This window comes from Burkholderia sp. Ac-20353, from assembly GCF_017104785.1.
In the GTDB taxonomy this organism is placed as follows: domain Bacteria; phylum Pseudomonadota; class Gammaproteobacteria; order Burkholderiales; family Burkholderiaceae; genus Burkholderia.
The window spans coordinates 1-23,731 of sequence record NZ_JAAGPL010000056.1 but is presented as its reverse complement, the minus strand read 5'-3'; the positions used below and the strand labels follow the sequence as shown (position 1 = coordinate 23,731).

19 protein-coding genes and 1 pseudogene are annotated in these 23,731 nt (G+C 58.2%); 15 read left to right on the top strand and 5 right to left on the bottom strand.

What is annotated here, in order from left to right:
• Nucleotides 1-31 precede the first annotated feature (31 nt).
• The 8 genes and pseudogenes from G3N94_RS18055 (at nucleotide 32) to G3N94_RS18025 (ending at nucleotide 10,516) form a co-directional block, all read left to right on the top strand.
• Nucleotides 32-1,189 carry a glycosyltransferase family 4 protein gene (locus tag G3N94_RS18055; RefSeq protein ID WP_205793978.1) on the top strand — a complete coding sequence of 386 codons (1,158 nt, stop codon included), beginning with the start codon at nucleotides 32-34 and terminating at the stop codon, nucleotides 1,187-1,189.
• Nucleotides 1,190-1,279: 90 nt separating this feature from the next.
• A complete protein-coding gene (locus tag G3N94_RS18050; protein ID WP_205793977.1) occupies nucleotides 1,280-2,428 on the top strand; it encodes a glycosyltransferase in 1,149 nt (382 codons plus the stop codon).
• A 201-nt stretch (nucleotides 2,429-2,629) separates the two neighbouring features.
• The gene (locus G3N94_RS18045) at nucleotides 2,630-3,184 is read left to right on the top strand and encodes a WcaF family extracellular polysaccharide biosynthesis acetyltransferase (RefSeq protein ID WP_205793976.1); all 555 of its coding nucleotides are present in this window, start codon (nucleotides 2,630-2,632) and stop codon (nucleotides 3,182-3,184) included.
• Nucleotides 3,177-4,034, top strand: coding sequence for a glycosyltransferase family 2 protein (locus tag G3N94_RS18040; protein WP_205793975.1), 858 nt, complete (start codon nucleotides 3,177-3,179; stop codon nucleotides 4,032-4,034). The genes G3N94_RS18045 and G3N94_RS18040 overlap by 8 nt, the downstream gene beginning before the upstream one ends.
• A gap of 1,268 nt (nucleotides 4,035-5,302) precedes the next feature.
• A pseudogene (locus G3N94_RS42425) lies at nucleotides 5,303-5,777 on the top strand (lysozyme).
• Between the two features lie 188 nt (nucleotides 5,778-5,965).
• Nucleotides 5,966-7,585, top strand: a complete 1,620-nt coding sequence (locus G3N94_RS18035; protein ID WP_205793974.1) for a glycosyl hydrolase family 28-related protein — start codon at nucleotides 5,966-5,968, stop codon at nucleotides 7,583-7,585.
• Nucleotides 7,586-7,695: 110 nt separating this feature from the next.
• Nucleotides 7,696-8,997 carry a hypothetical protein gene (locus tag G3N94_RS18030; RefSeq protein WP_205793973.1) on the top strand — a complete coding sequence of 434 codons (1,302 nt, stop codon included), beginning with the start codon at nucleotides 7,696-7,698 and terminating at the stop codon, nucleotides 8,995-8,997.
• Nucleotides 8,998-9,448: 451 nt separating this feature from the next.
• Entirely contained in the window at nucleotides 9,449-10,516 is a 1,068-nt protein-coding gene (locus G3N94_RS18025; protein ID WP_205793972.1) for a glycosyltransferase family 2 protein, read from the top strand.
• Nucleotides 10,517-10,735: 219 nt separating this feature from the next.
• On the opposite strand, the gene G3N94_RS18020 is transcribed toward G3N94_RS18025, so the two are convergent.
• The 5 genes from G3N94_RS18020 to galU form a co-directional block, all read right to left on the bottom strand.
• The gene (locus tag G3N94_RS18020; protein WP_205793971.1) at nucleotides 10,736-11,797 is read right to left on the bottom strand and encodes an acyltransferase; all 1,062 of its coding nucleotides are present in this window, start codon (nucleotides 11,795-11,797) and stop codon (nucleotides 10,736-10,738) included.
• Between the two features lie 533 nt (nucleotides 11,798-12,330).
• Entirely contained in the window at nucleotides 12,331-13,740 is a 1,410-nt protein-coding gene (locus G3N94_RS18015; RefSeq protein WP_205793970.1) for a UDP-glucose/GDP-mannose dehydrogenase family protein, read from the bottom strand.
• 31 nt (nucleotides 13,741-13,771) lie between these two features.
• Nucleotides 13,772-15,037, bottom strand: coding sequence for a glycosyltransferase WbuB (locus G3N94_RS18010; protein WP_205793969.1), 1,266 nt, complete (start codon nucleotides 15,035-15,037; stop codon nucleotides 13,772-13,774).
• Between the two features lie 196 nt (nucleotides 15,038-15,233).
• Nucleotides 15,234-15,815 carry a phosphatase PAP2 family protein gene (locus G3N94_RS18005; protein ID WP_205793968.1) on the bottom strand — a complete coding sequence of 194 codons (582 nt, stop codon included), beginning with the start codon at nucleotides 15,813-15,815 and terminating at the stop codon, nucleotides 15,234-15,236.
• A 99-nt stretch (nucleotides 15,816-15,914) separates the two neighbouring features.
• Nucleotides 15,915-16,799, bottom strand: a complete 885-nt coding sequence (gene galU, locus G3N94_RS18000; protein ID WP_205794000.1) for a UTP--glucose-1-phosphate uridylyltransferase GalU — start codon at nucleotides 16,797-16,799, stop codon at nucleotides 15,915-15,917.
• A 470-nt stretch (nucleotides 16,800-17,269) separates the two neighbouring features.
• Between galU and G3N94_RS17995 the strand changes: the two genes are divergently transcribed.
• The 7 genes from G3N94_RS17995 to G3N94_RS17970 form a co-directional block, all read left to right on the top strand.
• Nucleotides 17,270-17,503, top strand: a complete 234-nt coding sequence (locus G3N94_RS17995) for a flagellar transcriptional regulator FlhD (protein ID WP_205793967.1) — start codon at nucleotides 17,270-17,272, stop codon at nucleotides 17,501-17,503.
• Nucleotides 17,504-18,231: 728 nt separating this feature from the next.
• Complete coding sequence (locus G3N94_RS42995) at nucleotides 18,232-18,357, top strand: hypothetical protein (protein ID WP_277398554.1); 126 nt, start codon at nucleotides 18,232-18,234, stop codon at nucleotides 18,355-18,357.
• A gap of 143 nt (nucleotides 18,358-18,500) precedes the next feature.
• The gene (gene bcsD / locus G3N94_RS17990) at nucleotides 18,501-18,992 is read left to right on the top strand and encodes a cellulose biosynthesis protein BcsD (protein WP_205793999.1); all 492 of its coding nucleotides are present in this window, start codon (nucleotides 18,501-18,503) and stop codon (nucleotides 18,990-18,992) included.
• Nucleotides 18,993-19,038: 46 nt separating this feature from the next.
• Nucleotides 19,039-19,653, top strand: coding sequence for a cellulose biosynthesis protein BcsP (bcsP, locus tag G3N94_RS17985; RefSeq protein ID WP_205793966.1), 615 nt, complete (start codon nucleotides 19,039-19,041; stop codon nucleotides 19,651-19,653).
• Nucleotides 19,650-20,429: a cellulose biosynthesis protein BcsQ gene (gene bcsQ, locus G3N94_RS17980; RefSeq protein ID WP_205793965.1), complete on the top strand. Its 780-nt coding sequence runs from the start codon at nucleotides 19,650-19,652 to the stop codon at nucleotides 20,427-20,429. The genes bcsP and bcsQ overlap by 4 nt, the downstream gene beginning before the upstream one ends.
• Entirely contained in the window at nucleotides 20,426-22,630 is a 2,205-nt protein-coding gene (bcsA, locus tag G3N94_RS17975) for a UDP-forming cellulose synthase catalytic subunit (protein WP_205793964.1), read from the top strand. Before bcsQ ends, bcsA begins: the two co-directional genes overlap by 4 nt.
• A 126-nt stretch (nucleotides 22,631-22,756) precedes the next feature.
• On the top strand, nucleotides 22,757-23,731 hold a 975-nt coding region (locus G3N94_RS17970; RefSeq protein ID WP_346778709.1), incomplete at its 3' end, for a cellulose biosynthesis cyclic di-GMP-binding regulatory protein BcsB.

Sequence of the window (23,731 nt, the reverse complement as noted above, 5' to 3'; positions counted from 1 at the left end):
TCTTGGGTTGTTTTGATATTTGGGTGATTCGATGAGTAACCGCGACAAGTCCACGCCGAGCGGTGCAAACGGGCAGGCGGCTAGTGCATTTAAATCAAAGGCTTCCGTCTTCTACGTACAGCCACTAATCGCGCGATATCGGCTGGAAGTGGTTTCTTCGCTTGGTGAGATTTTCGACGTGAAAATTTTTGCCAATACGCGTGGCATCGAGTCGCTTGGGTTTTCGCGGGAGCGTCCGGCTTGCAGCGAATTTATCGAAACGCCGATTTCGCGGATTTTCGGAAACCGGGTCAGTATGCAAGAGAAGGTCTGCGGGAGAATCATACGCGAGCGTCCTGCAGCAGTCCTCATGTTTGCAGACGTGACTTATTTCTCGTTGTGGCTCACATTGCTCGCCGGACGCATACTTCGCGTGCCGATCTTGATCCATGGCCAGGGGCTTTATCGCTACCAAAAGCCCGGCTTGGCTCGGGCGCTGTGCTACCGGGTCGCAACGGCCTTGTCCGCGAAATATATCTGCTATACGGAAGCTTCGAAACGTTCGCTCGAGAAAATTGGTTGCGCGCCATCAAAATTAGCGGTTGCTTCCAACTCTCTTTCGATTGCGAAAGTAATACGTCCGGAAATGAAAACCGGTACGGAGAGCGGCGTATTATTCATCGGACGACTTCGCGACGGTTCCAATATCGAAAGCTTGATAGAAGCTGTCGAGGCAGTGAGGCGCGAGGGCGATGCGATTACGCTACATGTTGTGGGCGGTGGCGAACACCTCGAAAGACTGAAGCAGGCTTATGCAACAAGATCTCACATCATATGGCACGGCCCGATTTTCGATGATGAAGATATCGCGATGGTTAGCAGGAAATGCCGAATCGGTTGTTATCCCGGTGCTGCGGGATTGAGCGTCGTACATATGTTCGGGTTGAGTTTGCCTCCGCTTGTACATGATCAGCTTTCGAAGCATATGGGACCTGAGCCCGAATATGTCGAGCACCTCAAGACAGGCTTTCTCTACTCACAGAGTGGTGGTGCCGACGCGTTGTCCGCCACACTGAAATATATCTGGAGCTTGTCGCCGGAGGAGTTGCGTGAAATCGCATCGCGTGCATTTATAAAATACCAGCATCTGAATGCACCGTCTCTGGGAAGGCGTTTGGCGCATATCGTTGATCAGGTGGCTCGTCGATAAAACTCGGAACTCATTTTGGCGGTGTGGTATTTTTGATCCGCATCGAAATCCATATTTGTCACCTATTTTTACTGCAGATCGCGCACACTCATGAAAATCCTGCATATTCTCACGACTGTTGACCCGAAATCGGGCGGGCCAATTGAAAGTGTGCGTCAGAGCGGTATTGAAATGGTGTCCCGCGGCCATCAAGTCGAGGTCGTGTGTTTCGATGCGCCCGATGCGCCATTTCTTTCGGCATTTCCGTTGCCTACGCATGCGCTGGGTCCGGCGCGCCACACATTCTCCTACACTCCACGCTTTGTCCCATGGCTAAGAAAGCATGCGCAACAGTTCGATGCGGTCTTTATTAACGGGTTATGGCAGTACCACGGCTTGGGCGCGTGGAAGGTGTTGCGTGAACTCAAAGTACCGTATTACGTTTTTCCTCACGGGATGCTCGATCCATGGTTCAAGCGTACCTATCCGCTCAAGCATCTGAAAAAATGGCTGTATTGGGCGGGGGCTGAATACCGCGTACTACGCGACGCGCGGGCCGTATTGTTCACCGCGGAGGAGGAGCGGCGTCTCGCGCGCGAGTCGTTCTGGCTGTATCGCGCCAATGAACGGGTTGTGTCGTTTGGAACCAGTGCGCCTCCGACAGATGAGACAGGTCTGCGGGAAGCTTTTTTGCAGGCGTACCCGGAGCTTCAGGACAAACGAATCATCTTGTTTCTTGGACGCATCCACACGAAAAAGGGATGTGACTTGCTCATCAATGCCTTCGCAAAAGTTGCAGGCGTCGATGCGAATGCTCATGTGGTCGTCGCCGGTCCCGATTCCAGCGGATGGATGGCTGCACTAAAACAGCTCGCTGATGAGTTGAAAGTCGGTAGTCGGATCACTTGGCCCGGAATGCTGAACGGGAATTTGAAATGGGGTGCATTTTATGCCAGTGATGCGTTCATTTTGCCTTCTCACCAGGAGAATTTCGGCATCGCTGTTGCCGAGGCGCTCGGTTGTGGCCTTCCGGTATTGATTACCGACAAGGTCAATATCTGGCGCGAGGTCCACAACGACGGAGCCGGGTTGGTCGGAAGCGACACGATTGCGGGAACTGAGCAAATGCTCCGCATTTGGCTCGATCTAGATCCATCGTCACGCGAAAAAATACGAAGGCAAGCTGCCGAGACGTTCAGGAAGCGATTCGCGGTACAAGCGATGGTGAACGATCTGGTGGCCGTGTTGCAGGAAGGGTAATGGAATAGGTTTTTTGGGGGGGGCGATGGGACAGTTCATATTGATGCGCCGCGGGCAGAAGTAATCGGGTACGCGCCAGGCCGTGCGTGGTGCATAGATGCGTCGCGCATCTCTTTCTACAGGACGATTCGCGCAGACATCCGCGAGTACCCATTTATTTACACGAAGAGAAGTAATATTAGCGCGTCGGGGAGTGCATCTATGATTATTAACGGTACTGATCCATTTACCGAGCCTTCCTTCAGTTTCGGGAACAGATTGCGGCGTCAAATCTGGAATATCACATACGCGATCTTGTTTAGATTGAGCCCTCGACCCTGCCACGGCTGGCGAGCATTTTTATTAAGAATGTTCGGCGCAAAACTGGGGCAGCACGTGCATGTCTATCCGAATGCGCGTATCTGGGCGCCATGGAATCTGGAGATTGGTAGTCACGTAGGAATTGCCGACGGGGTCACGATATACAACATGGACGCGATCCGAATAGGTGACTTTTGCGTGGTTTCGCAGGGTGCGCACCTCTGTGGAGGCTCCCACGACTACAACTCGGCGAACTTTCAGCTTGTAGCCGCGCCGATTGTCCTGCAGCCCCGCGTCTGGGTGTGTGCGGAAGCCTTTATAGCGCCCGGTGTGACGATTCCACGAGGTGCCGTGATCGGCGCGCGCTCGGTAGTGACGCGGAGTCTTCCGGATACGTGGGCAGTCTATGCCGGCATGCCGGCCAGAAAAATCGGTGAACGGACCAAACATGAATAATAGTTCAGTGGGTATTTCTATACTCATTCTTACCAAGAACGAGGAGCAGGATCTGCCCGGTTGCTTGGAAAGCGTTGCGTGGTCGGACGATATTCACGTCTACGACTCGATGAGTACGGACGCGACTGTAGAGATTGCGAAAGCGTTTGGCGCCAAGGTGATTCAGCGTCCCTTTGATAACTGGGCCAGTCACCAGAACTGGGGACTGGCCAACATTCCGTTCAAGCACCGGTGGGTCTTTTATATAGATGCTGACGAGCGAATGACGCCTTCATTGATCGAGAGTGCGTCGCGAGCAGTCGAGGCAGCAACGGACGAGGTCGCGTACAGCGTTCAGCGGCGGGATTTTTTTATGGATACATGGCTGAAACATGTGCAGACCTCGCCTTACTATTTGAGGCTGTTTCGGCCGGAAAAGATGCGTTACGAGAGGTTGGTGAACCCTGTTTCGATTCCGGATGGGCCGACTGCGCGTATCCAAGGTTATCTCGACCATTTTCCATTCTCGAAAGGCTTGCATCATTGGGTCGCGAGGCACAATAATTACAGCGACCTAGAGGCAGAGCAGATTGTCGAGAATCGACGGGGTTATGCCGAATTTAGCGTTATCAAGGCCATTTCGGCGAGCGATTTCCATGAACGTCGCTTCCATCAGAAGGAAATATTTTATAGGTTGCCGATGCGGCCGCTTGTTAAATTCATTATTCTTTATTTTGGAAAGCGAGGGTTTTTGGATGGAAGGGCGGGGTTTACATATGCAACTCTCCAGTCAATATATGAATATTTTATTGCGTTGAAAACGGATCAGTTGGGTAAGCAAGATGGGAAAAATAGAGTCGGAAACGGCTGAGATAGAATTCGGGCGGCTCGGACGACCGAGCACTGAAAGGTGGAGATCCGATCACAAGCGCGAGCGCACTCGAGGTCCGCGCGGACGCGAGCCTGCGTTCCAGGCGTCAGTCGCCGATTAGTTCCGGTATCACTTGCTGATCCGGTTCGTCGCGAGTAAGACCCGCGTCTAACCTGTATCGCCACCGATACGCCGAATCTGTGCGTCGCGTGACGTTGACTGCATTCGGTTGACTGCTTTCCAATCTATTGCGGGGTGGTGGGCGATGGTCGTCGCCATACATGGTGTAACGCGACGGTTGGCGGATATGGCCGATATCGTGGCGGATCGATGGGGGTTAATTCACTCATGATGTATGCGTAGGGGTGATCCATTCTCTGCGGTGGGATCTTGCCAATGGCGGATTTGTGCCGTAGGTAATGGCAAAAATTTGATTTCCTGTGGGACGTTGGTCCGCATGATTTAACTATTGCCGATAGATATATTGGTAGCTTTTGATGTCCGATCGTCTTATGGATGCTCCGCGCGTGAAGACAAATTCCTCTCTCGTATTGATAGCGCCGGTAGTTGCCGTCTTCGTCAGCGTCTCGGCCAACGCAGCAGGCGCATCGGGTAACGCTCAGCCCGCTGCCGGTCAATGGCATTCGTCGCAATCGAATTCACGGTCGTTTTCGCGCCGGATGTTGGAAAATTCACAGGACTTGGGTATATCTGCCGGTGCTGTGGCTTCGGATGGTTCGGGAGCATTGGCGAATGGTAGTCAAGGGCGGAGCGTAGGGCGTTCGCAAGACGCAATTTTGGGCCGCCTGCTCGGTGGGCCGAATACGTACGAAGATAGCTATCAAGCGAGTCTCGAAAGTGGTGGGGGAGCGGGTGAAAGCTACGAGTTCACGCCGGAAGAGCGGCTCGTATTGCCCGGAAACGGTAGCCGCGCAGATAACGCATCACCGGGGACGAGTGTTTCAAGAGGGACAAGCACTAAGTCATTGGCCAGGAAGCAATCCACGCCAGGCCGTGGTTCCGGCAGCTTGGGAGTACTGTCGACGCGCACGGAATCCTCGGCTTCACCGCTTTATAAATCGTCTAATGGACCAGGAAGTCTGGATTCAGCGGGGCAGGTCTATCGATCCCCTTGGTGAAAAGTAGACAGGCGGCTTCCGTCGGGGGCCGATCGAGACGGGAAGGGAGTTGCCAGCCAGATTGTCAATGCACGGCCGGGAGGGAGCACGGGCTTTGCTTACATTTCCTTCATCGCCAGCGCGGGGCAGATGACTACTGCGCTGAAGAAGACTCCGGTGGGAGTAGTGGGGGCCGCGAAAGCGGCCCAACTCCTTTCTGTCGTCCCGCAATTCCAGGGGATCCAGTACGTCGGGTATCGCGCCCCGATCGGTATCCCGACGAAATGCATGGTCGACTCGACGGACGTCGCCGTCGGGCATAAGTACTCCGAGCCGTGCGCCGCTCAAGCAGCAGATGATCGGGCACGCAGAGCCGGCAATGCAGGGGGGGCACATACTCGCGGTGGCAGTGCGCTTCACCCATTACATCGGGCCTGGCGCGCATTGTGCGAGCACGACCGCGCGCCGGTTCAATGCCGGCGAATGGCGCAGCGCGTGTCGGTCGATCAACGATTCGGACAGCGGCCGGCCGCAATGGGTGACAGCCGGTGGCCGCGTACTGCCCGGCCTGGTGACAAGGCGTGCAGAGAAACGCGCGCTTTACGAGAGGAGGCTGTCGCGATGAGGCGGATCTCCGAGATTCTGGCCTAACGCGACGGCGGCCAATGTATTTCGAATGTCGGGCCTCCGACATGCTGCACGCCATCGCTGTTGGCTATCTGTGATGGACCGCGATGGGCGTATATCTGTCGCGTCGGTTGCATCCGTGAGTTGCCCCAGTTGGGGGGGGGGGCGGCGGATTAGGACGATGATTTGGCGGATATTTACAAATTCGAGCATGCTGATGTGCGCGATACTCAACCCGGCTCCATAATTGCCGCTCCAAGCGTCATGCAAGAGCTATCGAGAACTGCAGGAGGCATATCAGTGGATCAGGAGCGTCGTACAGCACTCGCCAAGATGATCGCAAGCTCGGTCGGATTGACGTATCTGAATCGCATTCCCACCGCATTGGCGACGCCCCAAAGCACAAGTGGTCATCCTGACATCGAATTGCTCGCAGCCGATCACTTCAATGCAAAGAGTTTCGGCGCGCGAGGTGATGGTAGCACTGACGATACCGTCGCCCTTCAGAATTGGATCAACTTTCTCGTTGAGAACCAAAAGCGTGGCACGCTTGTCGCGGGTACGTATCTGATATCAGGTCCGCTAAACGTGCCCTCGGGCTATCAATGGGCAATCATTGGGGACAACGCTGGTAGCACCCGCATCGTTCAAATCGCTGACAACGTACCGATATTGAACATCGGATCAACCGGAAGCACGCCCCTTATACACAGCTGGCGAATTTCGGACATCGAGTTCGATTACGCGAACATCCAGCCCGCATCGAATGAAAATGCAAATCCAATTGTATTTTCTCAGATGGTTTTCGAGTTCTCGCTAACGCGCCTGCGTTTTATCAAAGGCTCATATGCAATCAAGGTAAAGCCTCGTGTCGGCGGCCCCTGGGGAGGCGTGTGGGATGAACTCGTTTTCGGAAGTGGATTAACTGGCGGCGCGATGAAGTGGGCAGGCTGTTTAAATGGCGTTCCAAACAACAAATGGGGCCGTTTTTTTGTTGATTGTAAGAATATGGTTGGCCCGATATTCATGAATATCCGGGGTTACAACTGGGTAATAGACACAATCGAATTCATTGCTGCGCAACAAGGTGCCACCCTGATTTCAATAGATCCTGGTAGCGTGTGCACAATAGGCGCTATAAAACTCGAAAATGGCATATACCGAAATCCGACCAAGCTAGTAAGCATTGGGCCAGGAGCGCACGTTCAAATATCGCAATTCAGCATCAGTGGAAACGCGATGGTGCTCCACCCGACCACGGGCGCTCTAACGCTCTTTGCGACAAGCGTAGGTGGCCCAACCGGTTCTTTTGGGATCGATACGCTTGTTGCGAGCGCAACCGAGTTCGGCGGGAATGTGTTTGTAATAAGCGGCTTGCGAGGAGCATTGAGAATACGCAACCTTGTTTTCGACAAAAATCCTTGGCAAATATGCGATAACGGCTCAACAGCGACCGGCGATACTCTTGTCATCGATCAATATAAGAATGATCGCGTTTCAAATAATGTTGGTGATGCAAATTACATAGTTCAATTGGGGGCGCCAAATATCGTGTCGTTTGAAAGTAAATTTTCGAAGCCTCGCGTTCTCGATTTGCCAGCGGACAATAATGCCATGTTTAGTGGTCTCTATTATGAAATACGTCTTTATGGTGCGGTGAATGGGGAGAATACGCTCACGATCCAGTGTGCCGGAATGACGAAGTTCGTAGCAAAGACTGACAAGGTGGCGATCCGATTTTCTTGGCGTAGGGCATCGACACCAGCGACCAGCTGGATAATGACGGCATACGAGCCGCTCCCGTAGCACAAAAAGTTGAAGCGATGGATTAATTTATACGATCGAATTGCAATATCGCCGAGGAAAAGATGCAAGCGAGATATATATCGCTTCTGATAGTACTTCTTGTCGTGCCAATGGCATTCGACTACAAAGCTGACGTGGACAGTCAGAGCCATGCGGTCCAGTATGCACTTGTCGCGCCGGCTCTCCTAAGCGGTATTTTATTGGCGCTTATCGGGCCGCGATTCAGGTTCCGTTCAAAACTCAGGCAAATTGTGTCTCTATCGATAATGTTAACGATAGTAGGAAGCATTGTGCCGTACATTATCCAGGGAAATGAAGCTGACAAGTACTTGCGCGCAGTATTCCCTTCTCTGTTGTTTGCGATTGGATACGCTGCCGGATGCCATCCGTGGAGCGAGAAAAGAGCACGTGCATTCGAGAAGTGGTTATTTTATAGCATGGCACTTTCGAGCATTGGAAGCTTCATCTCCGGTTTGGCGACCGGCGGTCCGATTGACGATGTGAGATATCATATCGTATCCCCAACTCTGCTTGGATTTCAGGGATATCTGCTCTACATGATAGTTGTGCTGCGTCATCGCACCCCCTTGATTCTTGCGTTTTTCGCTTTAACGCTTGGTATTGAGCTATTCAGTGTCACACGTAGCTTACTTATTGGCACGATCCTTCTATTCTTTCTTGCAGCGTGGATTTCAGCGTCGGATGCTGCAAGGTTCGTTTCGTCGACTATTCGCACGTCGGCTGTCGCTATCGCGTCGGCCGTATTAATCGGCGGTGTTTCGGCATCGCTATTCCCATCTGTTCTCGACCATTGGTCCCAGCGTATCTTCTACGCTCAGACTGCCGGGAACGGGAAAGACCCTACAACGTTATCAAGACTTGCTGAACTTCAAAATCAATATGATCAAGTGACATCCGACGTGCCATCCTTGCTCTTTGGAAAAGGGTACGGCCACAAATTCCACTATGCCGAAAAATATATCCAGCAGTTGCTCGCTTTCGCGCCACGCGATGCCCTTGAGTCGCAGGAGGGCTGGTCGGCAGGGCACAACTTTTGGGTTTACCAGTTCTTTGCTGGTGGAATATTTTTTGGGATTGCGCTACCCGCTTCACTTTTATATGCATTGTATCGATGCGCCACTATGTATCGACGCGCAAAACTGGACGAAAAGCAGTCGCCGCACTTTCGAGACATTGGAAAATACTTGATGATTACCGCTGGAATGGCCGCGACAACCATCGGCGGAAATCCCTTGGGTCCGCGCTATAGCGGTTTGATTTATGGAGTCGCGTTGGGAATATTGATCGCTGCTTATTCGCGGTTTGGCTCGCTGAGGCGCCTAAATAACGTCCAGCGCTCGGCATCAAATCGATTAGTCGAAGTGGGGGCATTGTCACAATTGCCGCGCTAGACGGCGCCGTGGTGAGGATGTCGAGTATCCGCCGGCGCCTGGCAATCCTATAGTGAGTGTCGACCGTTTTCGATATTGTGGTCTTGGTGCCATGGGCCGGCGATCCAGGGCTTGCGCGTTGGTCGACGTATTCGTCACCGTCCCGAGTCAGCTGCCTGAAACACCTTGGCATTCTGCTCGAATGACTCATCAAACCACGGCCACATGCGTGACTCGTGTACCTGACGTTGTTTGTAGAGAGAAACGGCGCCGCGTCCTTACGGCTGCCGTTACTGAATGCTTGGCCACAACGACCGCAGGTCTCGTCGCTTCCCTCCAATCTTTTGGCCGATTTCGCCAAAGCGACGCGAGCATACTCTCCAGTCGTAGCCGTGCGCGGTGAGCTAAGCCGGGAGAAGTCCGCGCGCAAGTAGTTGGACAATGTCGCCGACCACAATTGCATCGATCGAGCATGAAAAAACCTATTCCGAGCAGCTTCGCTGTGGTTTATACGGTAAAGAACGAATGGCGTTTGCTCAAATATTCGATCCCGTACCTGCTTGCGGCTGGGGCCGCGAAGATATATGTGTTCTTCGATGGCACGACTGACGAGGCCATATCAGAATTAACAAAGTATGAAAAGGTGACGGCGCAGACAACTGTTCGGGCGTCAGCTATCGAGAATCCTCCGGCGTGGATCAAGCAAGTCGAACTTCACGAGACGGAACAGATGGATTTTCGCAAACGTATAAATATGCTTTACGCCGCATCGTTGGCCAATGACGATGGAATCGAGTGGGTGTGCAGCATCGACGCCGATGAAATGATCGTTCCAGGTGGCGGATTCTCGAGTATTTCGGAATTATTGGCGTCAGTCGGAGCTGATGTTGATCAGATATTGATGCCAAATTTGGAATTATTGCCAACGCCTTCGACGGGAGAGAATATCTTCAAATCGCAGACCGTTTTTATTCAGCGAAAAGATCGATTGCAGAATTTTTGGCGTGTCGTGAACGCGTTGTTGGTAAAGTTGCGAGTTGACCCGAAAAAATTATCGCTGGTGGAGCACTACTTCTATAAAGCCGCCTTGTTTGGGCGCTTCCCATCGACACCGGTCAATCCGATAACTGGTGAGAAAGTGTATAGAGGTTTATATCTGGGATATAACAACCACAAGGCGTTCATGCGCGCGAGTCGCGCAAGATCCTTCAATTTCAATATTCATAAATGGATCAAAATCGATCGTCGGCCAAAGACTGTGGTTGGAGGTCAAGTACTGCACTACGACCTTCCGGATGCAGAATACTTTCTCTGCAAATTCGGCCAGCGTCCGTCCAATATGCATCGGAAGGTCTTCTATACCCGCTACCAGCTGGGGATGATCTCGTGCGAAGCGCCGAAAGACGTGGCCAAGCTCTTTTTTGACGAGCAGATTCGCGTAGCCGATGAAGATCGCCTGGACTCGCTGATCAAATCCGGCATTGCAGTCGAAGTGCGGAAGGTGGCTGACTTCTTTGTGGGTCTTGGTGCCGTGCGCTAACCGTTTATTACCTGTCGGGGAGGCCGGGCGCACATCCAACCTTCAGCACAGAAGGGTCGTGTCGCACGGCAAGGCACTTGGCAACAGGTGCGCATCGCCGTTCGCGGCTGATCAGCCGTTGGTGACTGTGGGCGGAGTTGACCGCACCACCGGCGATGATGAGTTTGCCTCGACTCCACAGGGTGCCTCTGATTGGAGAGATCGGCGGCGCACCGATACCTAACCCCGATTGAAAAGTGCTGCCTTGGGGGCAGCGGACAGATATCGCATCACCGGCTTCTCAATCCATAGATGAAATACCACGGAAGCAGCAATGCAGCTTGCCAGAATAGGGAGATATGAGATCACCGCGCCAGCTGTCCCGGTCAACCCAATCTTGATCGCAATCTTGCACATCACACTAATTATCGGAAAGTGTAGAAGGTACAGAGCATACGACGCGTCTCCAAGCGTTTGAATCCAGCGATGTACGCCCAATGGTATTCCGGTGTCTTCGAGCTTGACCAGGCCATAGATAATCGCGCTGCTCGCCAATCCGTACCCGATTGAGCTAGTCGGACCATAAACGAATACATGGAAATCGTTAGCTACCCCCATAGCAAGGAATGTAATAACACCGAATGCTAAAATTAATGCGGGGTATCTCGTCCTAATTTTCGATCTGCACAGAAGCGCAGTTCCCGCTCCGAGAGCGAACAATACAATATAGTGCTTGCTGAAAAACGAGGCGGGGAAACCACACTCGTAGTTGAAACACGTCGCAACACTCATGAGCAAAAATGCAATGGCAATGGACGCAAATATCCGACCAAGAATGAAGCAGCCGATCAGTGCATAGAAGACGATCTCCCATTGTAAGCTCCACGCGACGATTAAAACCGGAGCGCCAGTGCCGCCGACGACAGCGGGATCTTGAGGGATCAGGAGTATCGATCGGACTAGCGTGTCACCATCTGGTATTGCTTCGCGGAGCACAGGGGATGCGGCAAGTGTAAGACTGACTGCCGCGAACACGATCCAATATGTCGGATAAATCCGTATCACCCGTTTGCGGATGTATGACGCAAACCGGCGTGGATTGAAGAGGTCATGGCGGTGCGCGGTGATGATAATGAATCCGCTCAGCACGAAAAAAAATTCGACGCCAGCTTTTCCGAATTCGAATATATGTCCAATCCACTTAACACCGAAAATCTTGTCAAGGGCAAACTGGGCACCGAGATGGAATAATACGACAAGCACCGCAGCCGCTGCGCGGGCCGCCTGAAGAGATTTGTACATAGTACGTCGGCCGCCGGTTCTACAATTCTCGAATAGTACGTTGGCAATCTAGTCTCGATCGGACAATGCGCCCGGCAAATATTGCCAACATTCTGTACAAGTATGTGGGCAACCGCGAGCGCGACGCCATGCCGTCATTCGGTAACTTCCGGCGCGCCACGCATCTTGAGCCGCCTCGCGTATCATCGGCGTCGAGTCGGTTAGCGCTACTACCTAGCGGGAGCTGGATGGGATTGCCAATGTCCAGGTCCAGTTCGCCAGCGCGGCGTAGCCGACTAGGTAGTCAGCCGTCCCATCATCGCGAAGAAGAAATTGACGCGCCCGGTGCGATGCTGCGCCTGTATCCGCCTTCGGAGACGAAGGCCGAGCCGACTGCGAAGTAGGGCTGCTTGTGCGCACCGATCGTGTGTCCCGAATACCTGTTAATTGGCTAAATGGGCGCGAAAGCGTAGCCTGCTCGGGGTGGTTGTCGCTTCAAGTCATCGAGCCCACGACGCTTTCGTTATCCATAGTTTTCAAACTACTGCTATTCCTCACCGTTGTACGACCCGCAATGTCTTTTCCACCGATTGTGCCCCCGCCACAAACGGCCGCCCAATACTGTAATACTCGATCCCCAGCTCAGCCATCGTCTGCGGCTCATACAGATTTCGCCCATCGAAGATCACCGGCTCGCTCAGCAGCTCAACCAGCGCCGCGAAATTCGGGCTCTTGAACACCTTCCATTCGGTGACGATCACGAGCGCATCTGCGCCGGCTGCGGCTTCCTCCGATGTCGTCACGAACTCAAGTCGCGAATGCGCTTCCGGATCGTCGCCCAGGTCGTGCGCAAGCACGCGCCGCGCTTCATCCGTCGCAACCGGATCATAAGCACGCACACTCGCGCCGCGCTTCAAAAGCCCGGCCACCAGCTCACGGCTCGGCGCCTCACGCATGTCATCGGTATTCGGCTTGAACGCCAGCCCCCACAACCCGAACGTGAGCCCCGACAGATCGTCCCCAAAGCGCTCGGTGATCTTCTCGAGCAGCACCTTCTTCTGCGCGTCGTTGACTTCTTCCACCGCTTCCAGAATCCGCAGCGACCGCCCATACTCGGCAGCGGTCTGCACGAGTGCGCGCACATCCTTCGGGAAACACGATCCACCGTAACCCACACCCGCATACAGGAAGTCATAACCGATGCGCGGATCCGAACCGATACCACGGCGCACGGCCTCGATATCAGCCCCGACGCGATCGGCGAGATTCGCGAGCTCGTTCATGAACGAGATCCGCGTCGCCAGCATCGCGTTCGCCGCATACTTGGTGAACTCCGCCGAGCGCACGTCCATGTAGCGCGTGCGTTCATGATTGCGGTTGAACGGCGCATACAGGCGCTTCATCTGCTCGCGCGCGCGCTCGCCGGCCTCGTCGTCGTCCGTGCCGATCACGATGCGGTCCGGCCGCATGAAATCGTCGACGGCTGCGCCTTCCTTCAGGAACTCGGGGTTCGACACGACCGAAAACTCGTGACGCAGGCCGCGGCGCGTCAGCTCCGTGGCGATCGCATCGCGCACGTGCAGCGCGGTGCCGACCGGCACAGTGGATTTGTCGACGACAACCTTCGGGCTGTCCATGTACAGCCCGATATTGCGCGCGGCAGCGAGCACGTACTGCAGGTCGGCGGAACCGTCCTCGTCGGGCGGCGTGCCGACCGCGATGAACTGGATGTCGCCGTGCGCGACGCTGGCCTCGATGTCGGTCGAGAACTGCAGCCGCCGGCTGGCGCGATTGCGGTCGATCAGCTCCTTCAGGCCGGGCTCGTGAATCGGCACGCCGCCGTCGTTCAGGATGTCGATCTTGCGTTGATCGACGTCGACGCAAAACACGTCGTTGCCGATCTCGGCAAGGCATGCGCCAGTGACGAGGCCTACGTAGCCGGTACCGATGATGGTGATCTTCATGTTGCCGTGTGTAGAGTGATCGATTGCAGTTTCAGAAATCCGGATGCTGCGCACCGGACGCGTTGGTGCTGGATCGCGCGGTGCGCAGCGCGCGCAGCCGGGTGTCGAACTCGCTCAGCACCGCCTCGCGCGACAACACGGCCTCGGCGAATTTGCGCCCGGCCAGTCCGAGACGGATGCGCTCCCCCGTGTTGGCGGCCAGCGCATCGATCGCTGAAGCAAGCGCATCCGGATCACCCGGCGGCACCACAACCCCACGCTGCGACACCACGTCATGCAGCTCCGTCCCCGGGCTCGCCATCGCAATTACCGCGCGCCCGCTCGCGAACATGCCGGTCAGCTTCGACGGCATCACGAGATCGGCAGCATCAGCGCGTTGCGGGAGGACGTGAATATCGGCCAGATTCAGCAACTCGTTGAGGAGGCTGACGGGCTGCAGGTCCATGAACCGGCAGTTCCTGAGGCCGCCGCATCGCGCGATGAGATCGTCGCGTGCGGGCCCGTTGCCGCAGAACACGAACACGAGGTTGTCGCGCGATTCGAGCCGTTGTGCGGCGTCGGCCAATATCTCCAGGCCTTGCTTCGCGCCCATGTTGCCGGAATAGAGCACCACGGTTGCGCTCGGCGAGATGAACAGCGTGGTTCGCAACTCGCTCGGCCGCTTGAGCGGGTAGATCGAGTGGGTGTCGGCCCAGTTCGCGAAATGCACGAGCTTGTTTGGGTGAATGCCCTTGCGCATCGCATGCTCGATCATCTTTCCGGAGATCGTCGACACGGTGTCGAAGCGCTTCAGCAGCGTGCGCTCGATTGCAAGCACGGTGCGCTTCAGCAGCGAACCCTTGAGCATGCCGAGGCTGAACGCGGCATCGACCTCGTAGTCCTGGATGTGGATCCACGCGTGGGCGCCGGTCAGTCGTGCGACGAGCCATCCGGCGGGCGCATTCAGCAGGCTCGGTGCGATGCAGATGACGATGTCCGGCCGCCACAGCGCATGCCGCAACATGACGGGGAGGCTGGATAGCGCGAAGCTCGCGAGATGCGCAATGCGCCGCACACCGCTCGGCCGCGACGGGACCCAAAGCGGTGCGCGCCAAAGCGCGACGCTGTTTCGGTATTCGGTCGAGTAACGCAGGGCCGAATATCCGCCGGTGATGCGCCATTCAGGGTAGTACGGCGGTGCACAGACGACGCGCACCGAGTGACCCTTCTGAGCAAGCGTTTCCGCCATCTCCGCGGTGTACTTGCCGATGCCGGTCAGCTCGGGTGCATAGTTGATGCCGTAGACGAGGATCTTCATCGGCTCCCAGCGAGATTTGAAAAAATGTTGCGGTGCATGACACGCGCATTTTGGGCAATGGAAATCGCACGATGCCGACAGAATATTGATCGGTACCGCCAACCATCATTTTGCAAATGCGCGCATTTGAGCGAGATCACGCGGTGCTCGCCGCATTACGGAATGCGGACCGAATGCACACGCTACGCACACCCGCTCAGAAAAACCGCGCGCAAAGAAACGGCGAATACATCTCGATAGCTTCCTGAATCGGCGTGTGGTGTCCGTAAGCGATACCGGATACCACCAGCACGGAGCCGGCCGCAAGCGGCCGCAGCCATGGCGGCAGAATCGGCGCGTCCTTCCACCGCTTCAGCAACAGCACCGTCACAGCCACGCCGAGCATCCAGCCTGCAATCACTTCGGACACCGTATGTGCGTCATCGAATACGCGCGCGATGCCGATCGTTGCCGCGAGCGCAAGCCCCGGCAGCAACGCAGGGCCGGTGCGAACGCTCCATCCGTCGTGCAGCATCAGCAGGCACGCCATCGGCCAGACGGTGGCGGCAAGCATCGTGTGACCGCTGATCACGCGGAAGTTGATCGAACGAATCTCCAGCCCGCAGCCTGCATAAAGAATCTTCGTCAGTCCGACGATCAGCATGCCTGCGGCAAGCAACATGAGCCACGACAGCGCGATTCGCCAGCCATACAGCGAGCGCGTGAGCCACGCGAAGCAGACGGCAGCGAGCGGCAGCGTCAGCGCCGCATCACCCAGGTTGCCGATGGCGAGCCACATCCCGGATCCCCGCTGGTCGAAACGGTCGTGTCAAATTCACGCGGCGCGCAAATACGGCAACGCGCGCGCTTCGTGCAGGGGCGGGATGCACGCCCGGCGTCAGGCGATGAGCAGCTCCGACATGCGCGTGACCAGATACTGCTCGAAGTCCGCCGCGACTTCCGGATGCCGCAGCGCGAACTCGACCGTCGCCTTCAGGTACCCGAGCTTGCTGCCGCAGTCGTATCGCGTGCCGTCGTAGCGGTACGCGAGCACCTGTTCGTCGGAGAGCAGCGACTGGATCGCGTCGGTCAGCTGCAATTCACCACCGGCGCCGGGCTTCAGTCCGCGCAGATGCTCGAAGATCTTCGGCTTCAGCACGTAGCGGCCGACCACGCCGAAATTCGACGGCGCCTTCGCCGGCTCGGGCTTCTCGACGATCCCCGACAGCTTGAAGAGGTTGTCCTCCCAGCGCTTGCCGTCGATCACGCCATACGATTTCGAAGCTTCCGGCGCGATTTCCTCGACGCCGATCACCGACGCGTGATAGTGGTTGAACACGTTGATCATCTGGCGCAGCACGGGCGTCGGGCCATCGAGCAGGTCGTCGGCGAGGATCACCGCGAACGGGTGGTCGCCGACCAGCTTTTCGGCGCACATCACCGCGTGACCGAGCCCCAGCGCTTCGGCCTGGCGCACGTAGAAGCAATCGACGTGGCTCGGCTTGATGCTGCGCACGAGCGACAGCAGTTTCTCCTTGCCGCGTGCCTCGAGTTCTGCCTCGATCTCGTACGACTTGTCGAAGTGATCCTCGATCGCGCGCTTGCTGCGGCCGGTCACGAAGATCATCTCGGTGATGCCCGCTTCGATCGCTTCCTCGACCGCATACTGGATCAACGGCTTGTCCACGACGGGCAGCATCTCCTTCGGGCTTGCCTTGGTGGCCGGCAGGAAGCGGGTGCCGAGGCCGGCTACCGGAAATACAGCTTTCGTCACTTTCAACATAGTGGTGGGTTCCATCTGTTCGAAATGAAAGGCGGACAACGTCGATATCCGGCGCGGCTGTCCGTGTGCGTCGAATCGTTCGGCGCGGCACGAGAGCAGTTACACAGTCGGCCCGACTGCAATTCGGGAAATCCTAGGGGCGTTCGAAATTCGGACAGCGACTGAATCTAGTGCAAATCCGCCAGCCCGTTCGTATCCGCGCCGGTCGAGCGGCATCGGTGGCGCGTAACGTCGGGTCATCGGAATGGATGGTCGGCACGGGGGTTGAATCGTTTGCGAGCCAGCCCGATCAAGCGTGCCGCGGATGCAGCGTGACGTGGCGGATATCGTCTAGGTTTTGTCGGTGGGCGTGCATTCGTATGAAGTACAGTCCAATAACGAAAAGCCGACTGCGAATTCCGGACACGCGGCGGACACGCGCCCTCGTGCATGATGAGGCGAACACAACCGCTGTCCGATCAGGAACGATCATGGCCGAACAGGACGATATATCCGACGCGATTGAAGCATTCAATCTGTCGTACCTTGGGCTCGTGCAGAAGATGCTGCGTATCGATCGCGACGAGACCATGCGTCAGTTGGGCATCTCCAATAAGACCGCGTCGTGGATCGCCGCATTGACGCCGGCCCAGATCGAAGAACTGGCCAGCAGCAGCGAGGTGGTATGTGAGCTGCGCGCCGAGGCCGTTCCCGGGCGCGCCTGAATCCGATACGGCCCGCTCGGCCTACTACAGAGACTGCCGGCCGCAGCGGGTTTCAGCCTGCATTGCCAGGCGGCACGTAGCATTTACTTATATAGGACTGCGATGTAGCTGCGCCGGCCAGAAGTGGCGCCCGGTGTGCACGATACATCGTTCGGTATGCCTGCTTGTCAAAAAAGAAAGCCCGGCACACATTCGTGCCGGGCCAAGAGCCGCCGTATCGGGGTGCCCCCGGATCTGGGATAGTTCCTGGGGCATGGCGGTGTCGAGTGGATTCTATGGCACACCGAACTGCGGCTGCCGCCAAACACTTGTACGAAACTGCCAATGCGATGCCAATGCAACGCGCGTGGCCGGAAATCCGCTACAACCGGATCGGGATGCAAGCAGGGATGCACGCTTGTCAGACAAAAACAACGATATCTATATTATTTCTTATTTGAAATGGAATTGAAAAATAACGGTAGGATAGTGTTCATGTGACAACATAATTAGAGCGAGCCGAGACCATGAACATAGCCAATCTGCAACAGCGTCCGATCCGGGAAGGAACGTGGCTCCCGTGCACCAATCCGCCTGCGGAACCGATGTGGTGTGAAGGCCGATGGCCCGGTAACCCATGCTGGTTCCCGGTCTACTGGGACGGCACCAAGTGGCAAAGCAAGGTATTCGGGGCTGACGGCGATTTTTGGCGGGAACGTCTCGCGTCTGCCGCATAGAAGGGTGCCCTGATGCTCACGATCGCCTTCGCAATCAGCCAGATTGCGTTAGGCGAATTTTCCCATCCGCGCCTGATCAATGACAACTGTTTGACTCGCGTCAATCAGTTTGGCGGTTTTCGACTAGATATCGGGTGACATTCGGAAATTCCGATTCGATAAGATTCGGGAAAACGCTAACAGTGCCTCGCCCGCCGCAGCGCAATGCGGTCCACTCCGATCATCGTCAGCTTGATTGTCTTACCGTGTCGTTCGGCGCTCACCGGGAGAGTACGCCTGTCATGCAAGGTATTTTGGAGCATCTTCTCGAGCATCGAGTGTCGCCGCAATGGCGTGGATTCCTGGAAGCACTGGCAAACGAATTTGCCGATCAGCTCGATCATGACGAGTTGCGACAGTTGATGGCGCGCGTCGGTGCGCGATTCGCGGCAGCGCATCCACTGCCCCATTGCGAATCGACGAATGATCTCGCGAGCGCGTTGAACGCGCAGTGGCGCGAAGTGCAATGGGGTTATGTCGAGCTTGCTGACGAGCGCGATTTTCTGCGCATCACGCACTACGCGGCTCCGTTGCGCGCGTTCGGCGATGGCGCGCTGGCATGGTCCCCTGCGTTCCTGCAAGGGGCCTACCAGACCTGGTTCGATTCGCTGGGCGCGGCCGGCCTGCGTGTGGCCCAGGAGGCTTCGCCCGAAGACGATTCCAGGATCGAGTTGCGCATTGCACGTGAGAAGGTACGCGAGAGGGCACACGAGAAGTCACGTGCGAAGGACTGAGCGCGTTTGATTGGCGGAAATTCGCCCAATAACTAAAAGGCACGCTATGTCGACCTCACGGGATATCGAATCGCTGTTCAGGCGTTTTGGCGGGAACGCGGAACATTATCAGGAAGTCCGCGCCGAGGCGGATGCCGAACGGGCACGTGCGCGCTGGCCGTTGCTCGGCCTCGTCGATCCGGGCGAGAACGCGCGTGACGAGCAGCCGGGTTACGCCGCGCCGGGCGACGGACCGGGCCGGCGCAACGCCGTCATGGGGACCATACGCATGACGCACCCGTCTGCAGAACGCGATCGCGACGCCGCTGCGTCCGCGGAGACGTTTCCGGGACCGTCGAGGTACCGGCTGCTCACGGTCGAAGACGACCGGATGCGCGACAAGGCCGAAGCGCCTGATCGCGCGCCTGCCCGGCCGATTCTGTCCGAACGGATGCCTGTCGCCGCCGGGACGCAAGTCGCGGGTTCCCGTGCCGACGCGTCGGATGAACCGTTCGGCATGCTGAAAAAAATGTTTGGCCAACCGGCGGCGCCGGAAGCGGCATGTGCGCCGGATCCGTCGGAGTCGCTCGACCGGCTGTTCAGTCGGCTGCGCGGCGACGCGACGAGCGGCGGCTCGTCGGATACGACCTCGTGGTTTTCGGGGCGGGCAGGCCGTTCATGAAAGTCGTCACGATCGTTTCCGCAAAGGGCGGTGTCGGCAAGACGATGCTGGCCGCGAACCTGGCCTCGGTGATTGCCGCGGCGGGACGGCGGCGTGTCGCAGTTGTGGACCTCGATCCGCAGAACGGGCTGCGGCTGCATTTCGGCGTGCCGCTCGATGCGAGCGACGGGCTTGCGTGCGCCGCGCTCGACGAGCAGCGCTGGCCGGCCGAGATCGTCGACGGGATCACCGTGCTGCCGTTCGGCGTCGTGAGCGAGGCGGACCAGCGCCGCTTCGAGCGCCTGCTCGACTGGAACCCGTCGTGGTTCACGCAGGGGCTCGCGGCGCTTGGGCTCGATGACGACGCGATCGTGATCGTCGACACGCCGCCCGGCACCTCGGTCTACATGCGCGCCGCGCTGACGGCCGCGCATTTCGCGGTGATGGTCGTCCTTGCCGATGCGGCTTCGTATGCGGCGATTCCGCAGATGCGACGGATGATCGACGAGTATGCGACGCCCCGTCCGGATTTCACCGGCGAGGGTTATGTGATCAATCAGGTCGATCAGTCGCGCGACCTGGGCCGGGACGTGCTCCGCGTGCTGCGCGATCGCCTCGGTGCGGAGCGCTTCGGCGGGGTGATCCACGCGGACGAAGGGGTGGCCGAATCGCTCGCGCACCAGACCACCGTGAATCGCTACGATCCACGCTCGCAGGCCGCTGCCGACCTGAATGCGTGCGGGGCGTGGCTTACTCGTGCGATCGGCGTACCCGGCACGATGCGGAGTGTTGCATGACGGCGCGGGCGGATGCCATGCGACCGTCACGCGTCGACCGGTTCATCGACACGCACCTGCGGCACGGCCTGCCGGTTGCGCTGCTGCTTGTACCGTTCGCACTCGTGTCGCTGTTCTTCGTCTGCACGGTGCCGCTCGACAATGTCCAGCAACTCGTGTTCGCGGCCTGTTGCTTCGCGTTCGCGCTGATGATCCGGCGCTTCGAAGGACACTACGCGACCCTCGTGATGATCGTGCTGTCGATTGCGGCGACCGGGCGCTACATATACTGGCGCCTGACCGAGACGATCGTGTGGTCGCATCCGCTCGATGCGGCGTGGGGTGCGCTGCTCGTGCTGGCCGAGGTGTATTCGGCGCTGGTGCTGGTGCTCGGCTATTTCCAGACCGCGTGGCCGCTCGGGCGCAAGCCGCTCCCGATGCCTGCGTCGCGGGCAGACTGGCCGACCGTCGACGTGTTCATCCCGACCTACAACGAGCCGCTGTCGGTGGTGAAGCCGACCATCTATGCGGCGCTCGCGCTCGACTATCCGGCCGACAAGCTGTCGATCCACGTGCTCGACGACGGACGTCGCCCCGAATTCGAGGCGTTCTGCGAATCGGTCGGCGTGTACTGGACGACTCGCGCACACAATCACCATGCGAAAGCCGGCAATCTCAACGCGGCGCTGAAGCATACCGACGGCGAATATTTCGCGATCTTCGATTGCGACCATATTCCGACGCGCTCGTTCTTGCAGATCGGCCTCGGCTGGTTTCTTCGCGATCCGAAGCTGTCGATGCTGCAGACGCCACACCACTTCTTCTCGCCGGACCCGTTCGAGCGCAACCTCGGCACGTTCCGGAAGGTGCCGAACGAAGGCGAGCTGTTCTACGGGCTGGTCCAGGACGGCAACGATCTGTGGAACGCGACGTTCTTCTGCGGCTCATGTGCGCTGCTGCGGCGCTCGATGGTCGAGGAGATCGGCGGGATCGCGGTCGAGACGGTGACGGAAGACGCGCATACCGCGCTGAAGCTGCATCGCCGCGGCTATACGACGGCCTATCTGGCGATTCCGCAAGCGGCCGGGCTCGCCACCGAGAACCTGACGGGACACATCGGACAGCGGATCCGCTGGGCGCGCGGGATGACACAGATCTTCCGGATCGACAATCCGCTGCTCGGCCGCGGCCTGACCTTCGGCCAGCGGCTGTGCTACCTGAACGCGATGATGCACTTCTTCTACGGCATCCCGCGGCTCGTGTTCCTGACGGCACCGCTGTCGTTCCTGTTCTTCGGTGCACACGTGATCCAGGCGTCCGCGTTGTCGATCTCGCTGTTCGCGCTGCCGCACGTGCTGCACGCGAACGTCACGAACTCGCGGATGCAGAGCCGGTTCAGGCATTCGTTCTGGGCAGAGGTGTACGAGTCGGTGCTCGCGTCGTACATCATGCTGCCGACGCTGCTCGCGCTGATCAATCCGAAGCTCGGCAAGTTCAACGTCACGGCAAAGGGCGGGCGAATCGACGAGGGCTATTTCGACTGGGCGATCTCGAAGCCCTACCTGATCCTGCTGATCCTGAACGTGATCGGGCTTGTCGCGGGCATCGCGCACATCGGGTTCAGCTGGCATGTGCGCAGCGTCGTGCAGACGACCGTGTTCAACCTCGCGTGGACGGTCTACAACGTGCTGATTCTCGGCGTGGCCGTTTCGGCGGCGAACGAGCGCCGGCAGGTGCGTGTCGCGCATCGCGTCGCGATGACGATTCCGGTGATGCTTCGTTTCGCGAACGGCCGCACGCTGTCATGTGAAACGCGCGACTACTCGGAGGGCGGCATCGGCGTGGCGGTGCCGGCCGACATCAACGTGCCGATCGGCGCACAGGTGACCGTGTCGCTGTTCCGCGGCGACGACGAATACGCGTTTCCGGGAACGATCGAGTATGCGGAGCCGGGGCGCGTCGGCATGCAGTTCGCGAACCTGTCGCAGCGGCAGGAGTTCGACCTAATCAGTTCCACCTTTGCGCGCGCGGACGCATGGACCGACTGGGCGGCCGGGCGCCGCCCCGATTCGCCGACGCGTGCGTTCCTGCATGTGCTGCAGGTCGGCGTGCAAGGCTTCGTGGGACTCGTCTCGCGCCTGTGGGCCGACTTGCGCACACGGGGCAAGCGGCGCACGAGCCGCGGCAATGGCGATACAGCCAGCGTAACGACAGAAAAATAAATGATGGCCAATAGAACAACGTGGATGCCGCGACGGGGCGGCAGCGCGCAGGATGACGCGTGCGCATCGCAACCTGCGGGGATCGCACTCGCCCGCCGTGCGGCGTGGCGGGGGCGGTTGCCGCGCATGCTGCTGTCATTTGCACTGTGGACGACCGTGCAGGTCGGCGTAGCCGAGATCGCGCGGGCAAGCGGAACCGAAGCGGCTTCACCGGGCGTCGTGCGCTCGGCGGATGGTGCGACGTCGTCGGGCGACGTGCCGCCGCCGTCGCCGGCCATGGGCTTCGGCCCGGCTGCGGAGCGGCTGCCGCTGCTCGCGGAAAAGGCGCCGGCCGCCGGCGGGCAACGCCTGCTTGCGGTGAGCACGCCGACCACGGCCAACCCCGGCACGCTGATGCCCGGCGGCCGTCGCCAGGCGCTGACGCTCGCCGATCTCGGCGCGCGCGATCCGCTCCAGCTGCGCGGCACGGACGGCCAGAACGGCGTCGCATTCTCGGTCCGCGACGACGAGGTCGTTACGGGCGCGGTGTTGCATCTCGTCTACAGCTATTCGCCCGCGCTGTTGCCGGATCTGTCGCAGCTCAAGGTGCTCGTCAACGGCGAGGTGGCCGCGACGCTACCGTTGCCGCAAGTGCAAGCAGGGATGACCTTGTCGCGCGACGTGCCGATCGATCCGCGCTTCATCACCGAATACAACCATCTGAACCTTCAGCTGATCGGTCATTACACGCGCCGCTGCGAGGATCCGGCCAACTCGTCGCTGTGGGCGACCGTGAGCAATGCGAGCCGGATCGATCTCACCTATGCGTCGCTGCAAACCCGGCCGGATCTCGGCGCGCTGCCCGCGCCATTCTTCGATCGACGGGACGCGCGGCGGCTCGAGCTGCCGTTCGTGTTCGCGGGCCGGCCGCCGCGCGAGACGCTCGAGGCGGCGGGCATCGCCGCGTCGTGGTTCGGCGCGCTGGCTGCCTACCGCGGTGCGCTGTTCCCGGCGCGGACCGGCAGCCTGCCGCCGTCCGGCAACGCGGTGCTGTTCGCGACTGCCGACGATCATCCGGACGGCGTCGCGCTGCCAGCCATCGACGGTCCGGCACTGGCCGTG

Bases quoted from the DNA above. Each gene is read 5' to 3' on its own strand.
- G3N94_RS18055 (WP_205793978.1), top strand. From the start codon at position 32: ATGAGTAACCGCGACAAGTCCACGCCGAGCGGTGCAAACGGGCAGGCG.
- G3N94_RS18050 (WP_205793977.1), top strand. From the start codon at position 1,280: ATGAAAATCCTGCATATTCTCACGACTGTTGACCCGAAATCGGGCGGG.
- G3N94_RS18045 (WP_205793976.1), top strand. From the start codon at position 2,630: ATGATTATTAACGGTACTGATCCATTTACCGAGCCTTCCTTCAGTTTC.
- G3N94_RS18040 (WP_205793975.1), top strand. From the start codon at position 3,177: ATGAATAATAGTTCAGTGGGTATTTCTATACTCATTCTTACCAAGAAC.
- G3N94_RS18030 (WP_205793973.1), top strand. From the start codon at position 7,696: ATGGCATTCGACTACAAAGCTGACGTGGACAGTCAGAGCCATGCGGTC.
- G3N94_RS18025 (WP_205793972.1), top strand. From the start codon at position 9,449: ATGAAAAAACCTATTCCGAGCAGCTTCGCTGTGGTTTATACGGTAAAG.
- G3N94_RS18020 (WP_205793971.1), bottom strand. From the start codon at position 11,797: ATGTACAAATCTCTTCAGGCGGCCCGCGCAGCGGCTGCGGTGCTTGTC.
- G3N94_RS18015 (WP_205793970.1), bottom strand. From the start codon at position 13,740: ATGAAGATCACCATCATCGGTACCGGCTACGTAGGCCTCGTCACTGGC.
- G3N94_RS18010 (WP_205793969.1), bottom strand. From the start codon at position 15,037: ATGAAGATCCTCGTCTACGGCATCAACTATGCACCCGAGCTGACCGGC.
- G3N94_RS18005 (WP_205793968.1), bottom strand. From the start codon at position 15,815: ATGTGGCTCGCCATCGGCAACCTGGGTGATGCGGCGCTGACGCTGCCG.
- galU (WP_205794000.1), bottom strand. From the start codon at position 16,799: ATGTTGAAAGTGACGAAAGCTGTATTTCCGGTAGCCGGCCTCGGCACC.
- G3N94_RS17995 (WP_205793967.1), top strand. From the start codon at position 17,270: ATGGCCGAACAGGACGATATATCCGACGCGATTGAAGCATTCAATCTG.
- G3N94_RS42995 (WP_277398554.1), top strand. From the start codon at position 18,232: ATGCTCACGATCGCCTTCGCAATCAGCCAGATTGCGTTAGGCGAATTT.
- bcsD (WP_205793999.1), top strand. From the start codon at position 18,501: ATGCAAGGTATTTTGGAGCATCTTCTCGAGCATCGAGTGTCGCCGCAA.
- bcsP (WP_205793966.1), top strand. From the start codon at position 19,039: ATGTCGACCTCACGGGATATCGAATCGCTGTTCAGGCGTTTTGGCGGG.
- bcsQ (WP_205793965.1), top strand. From the start codon at position 19,650: ATGAAAGTCGTCACGATCGTTTCCGCAAAGGGCGGTGTCGGCAAGACG.
- bcsA (WP_205793964.1), top strand. From the start codon at position 20,426: ATGACGGCGCGGGCGGATGCCATGCGACCGTCACGCGTCGACCGGTTC.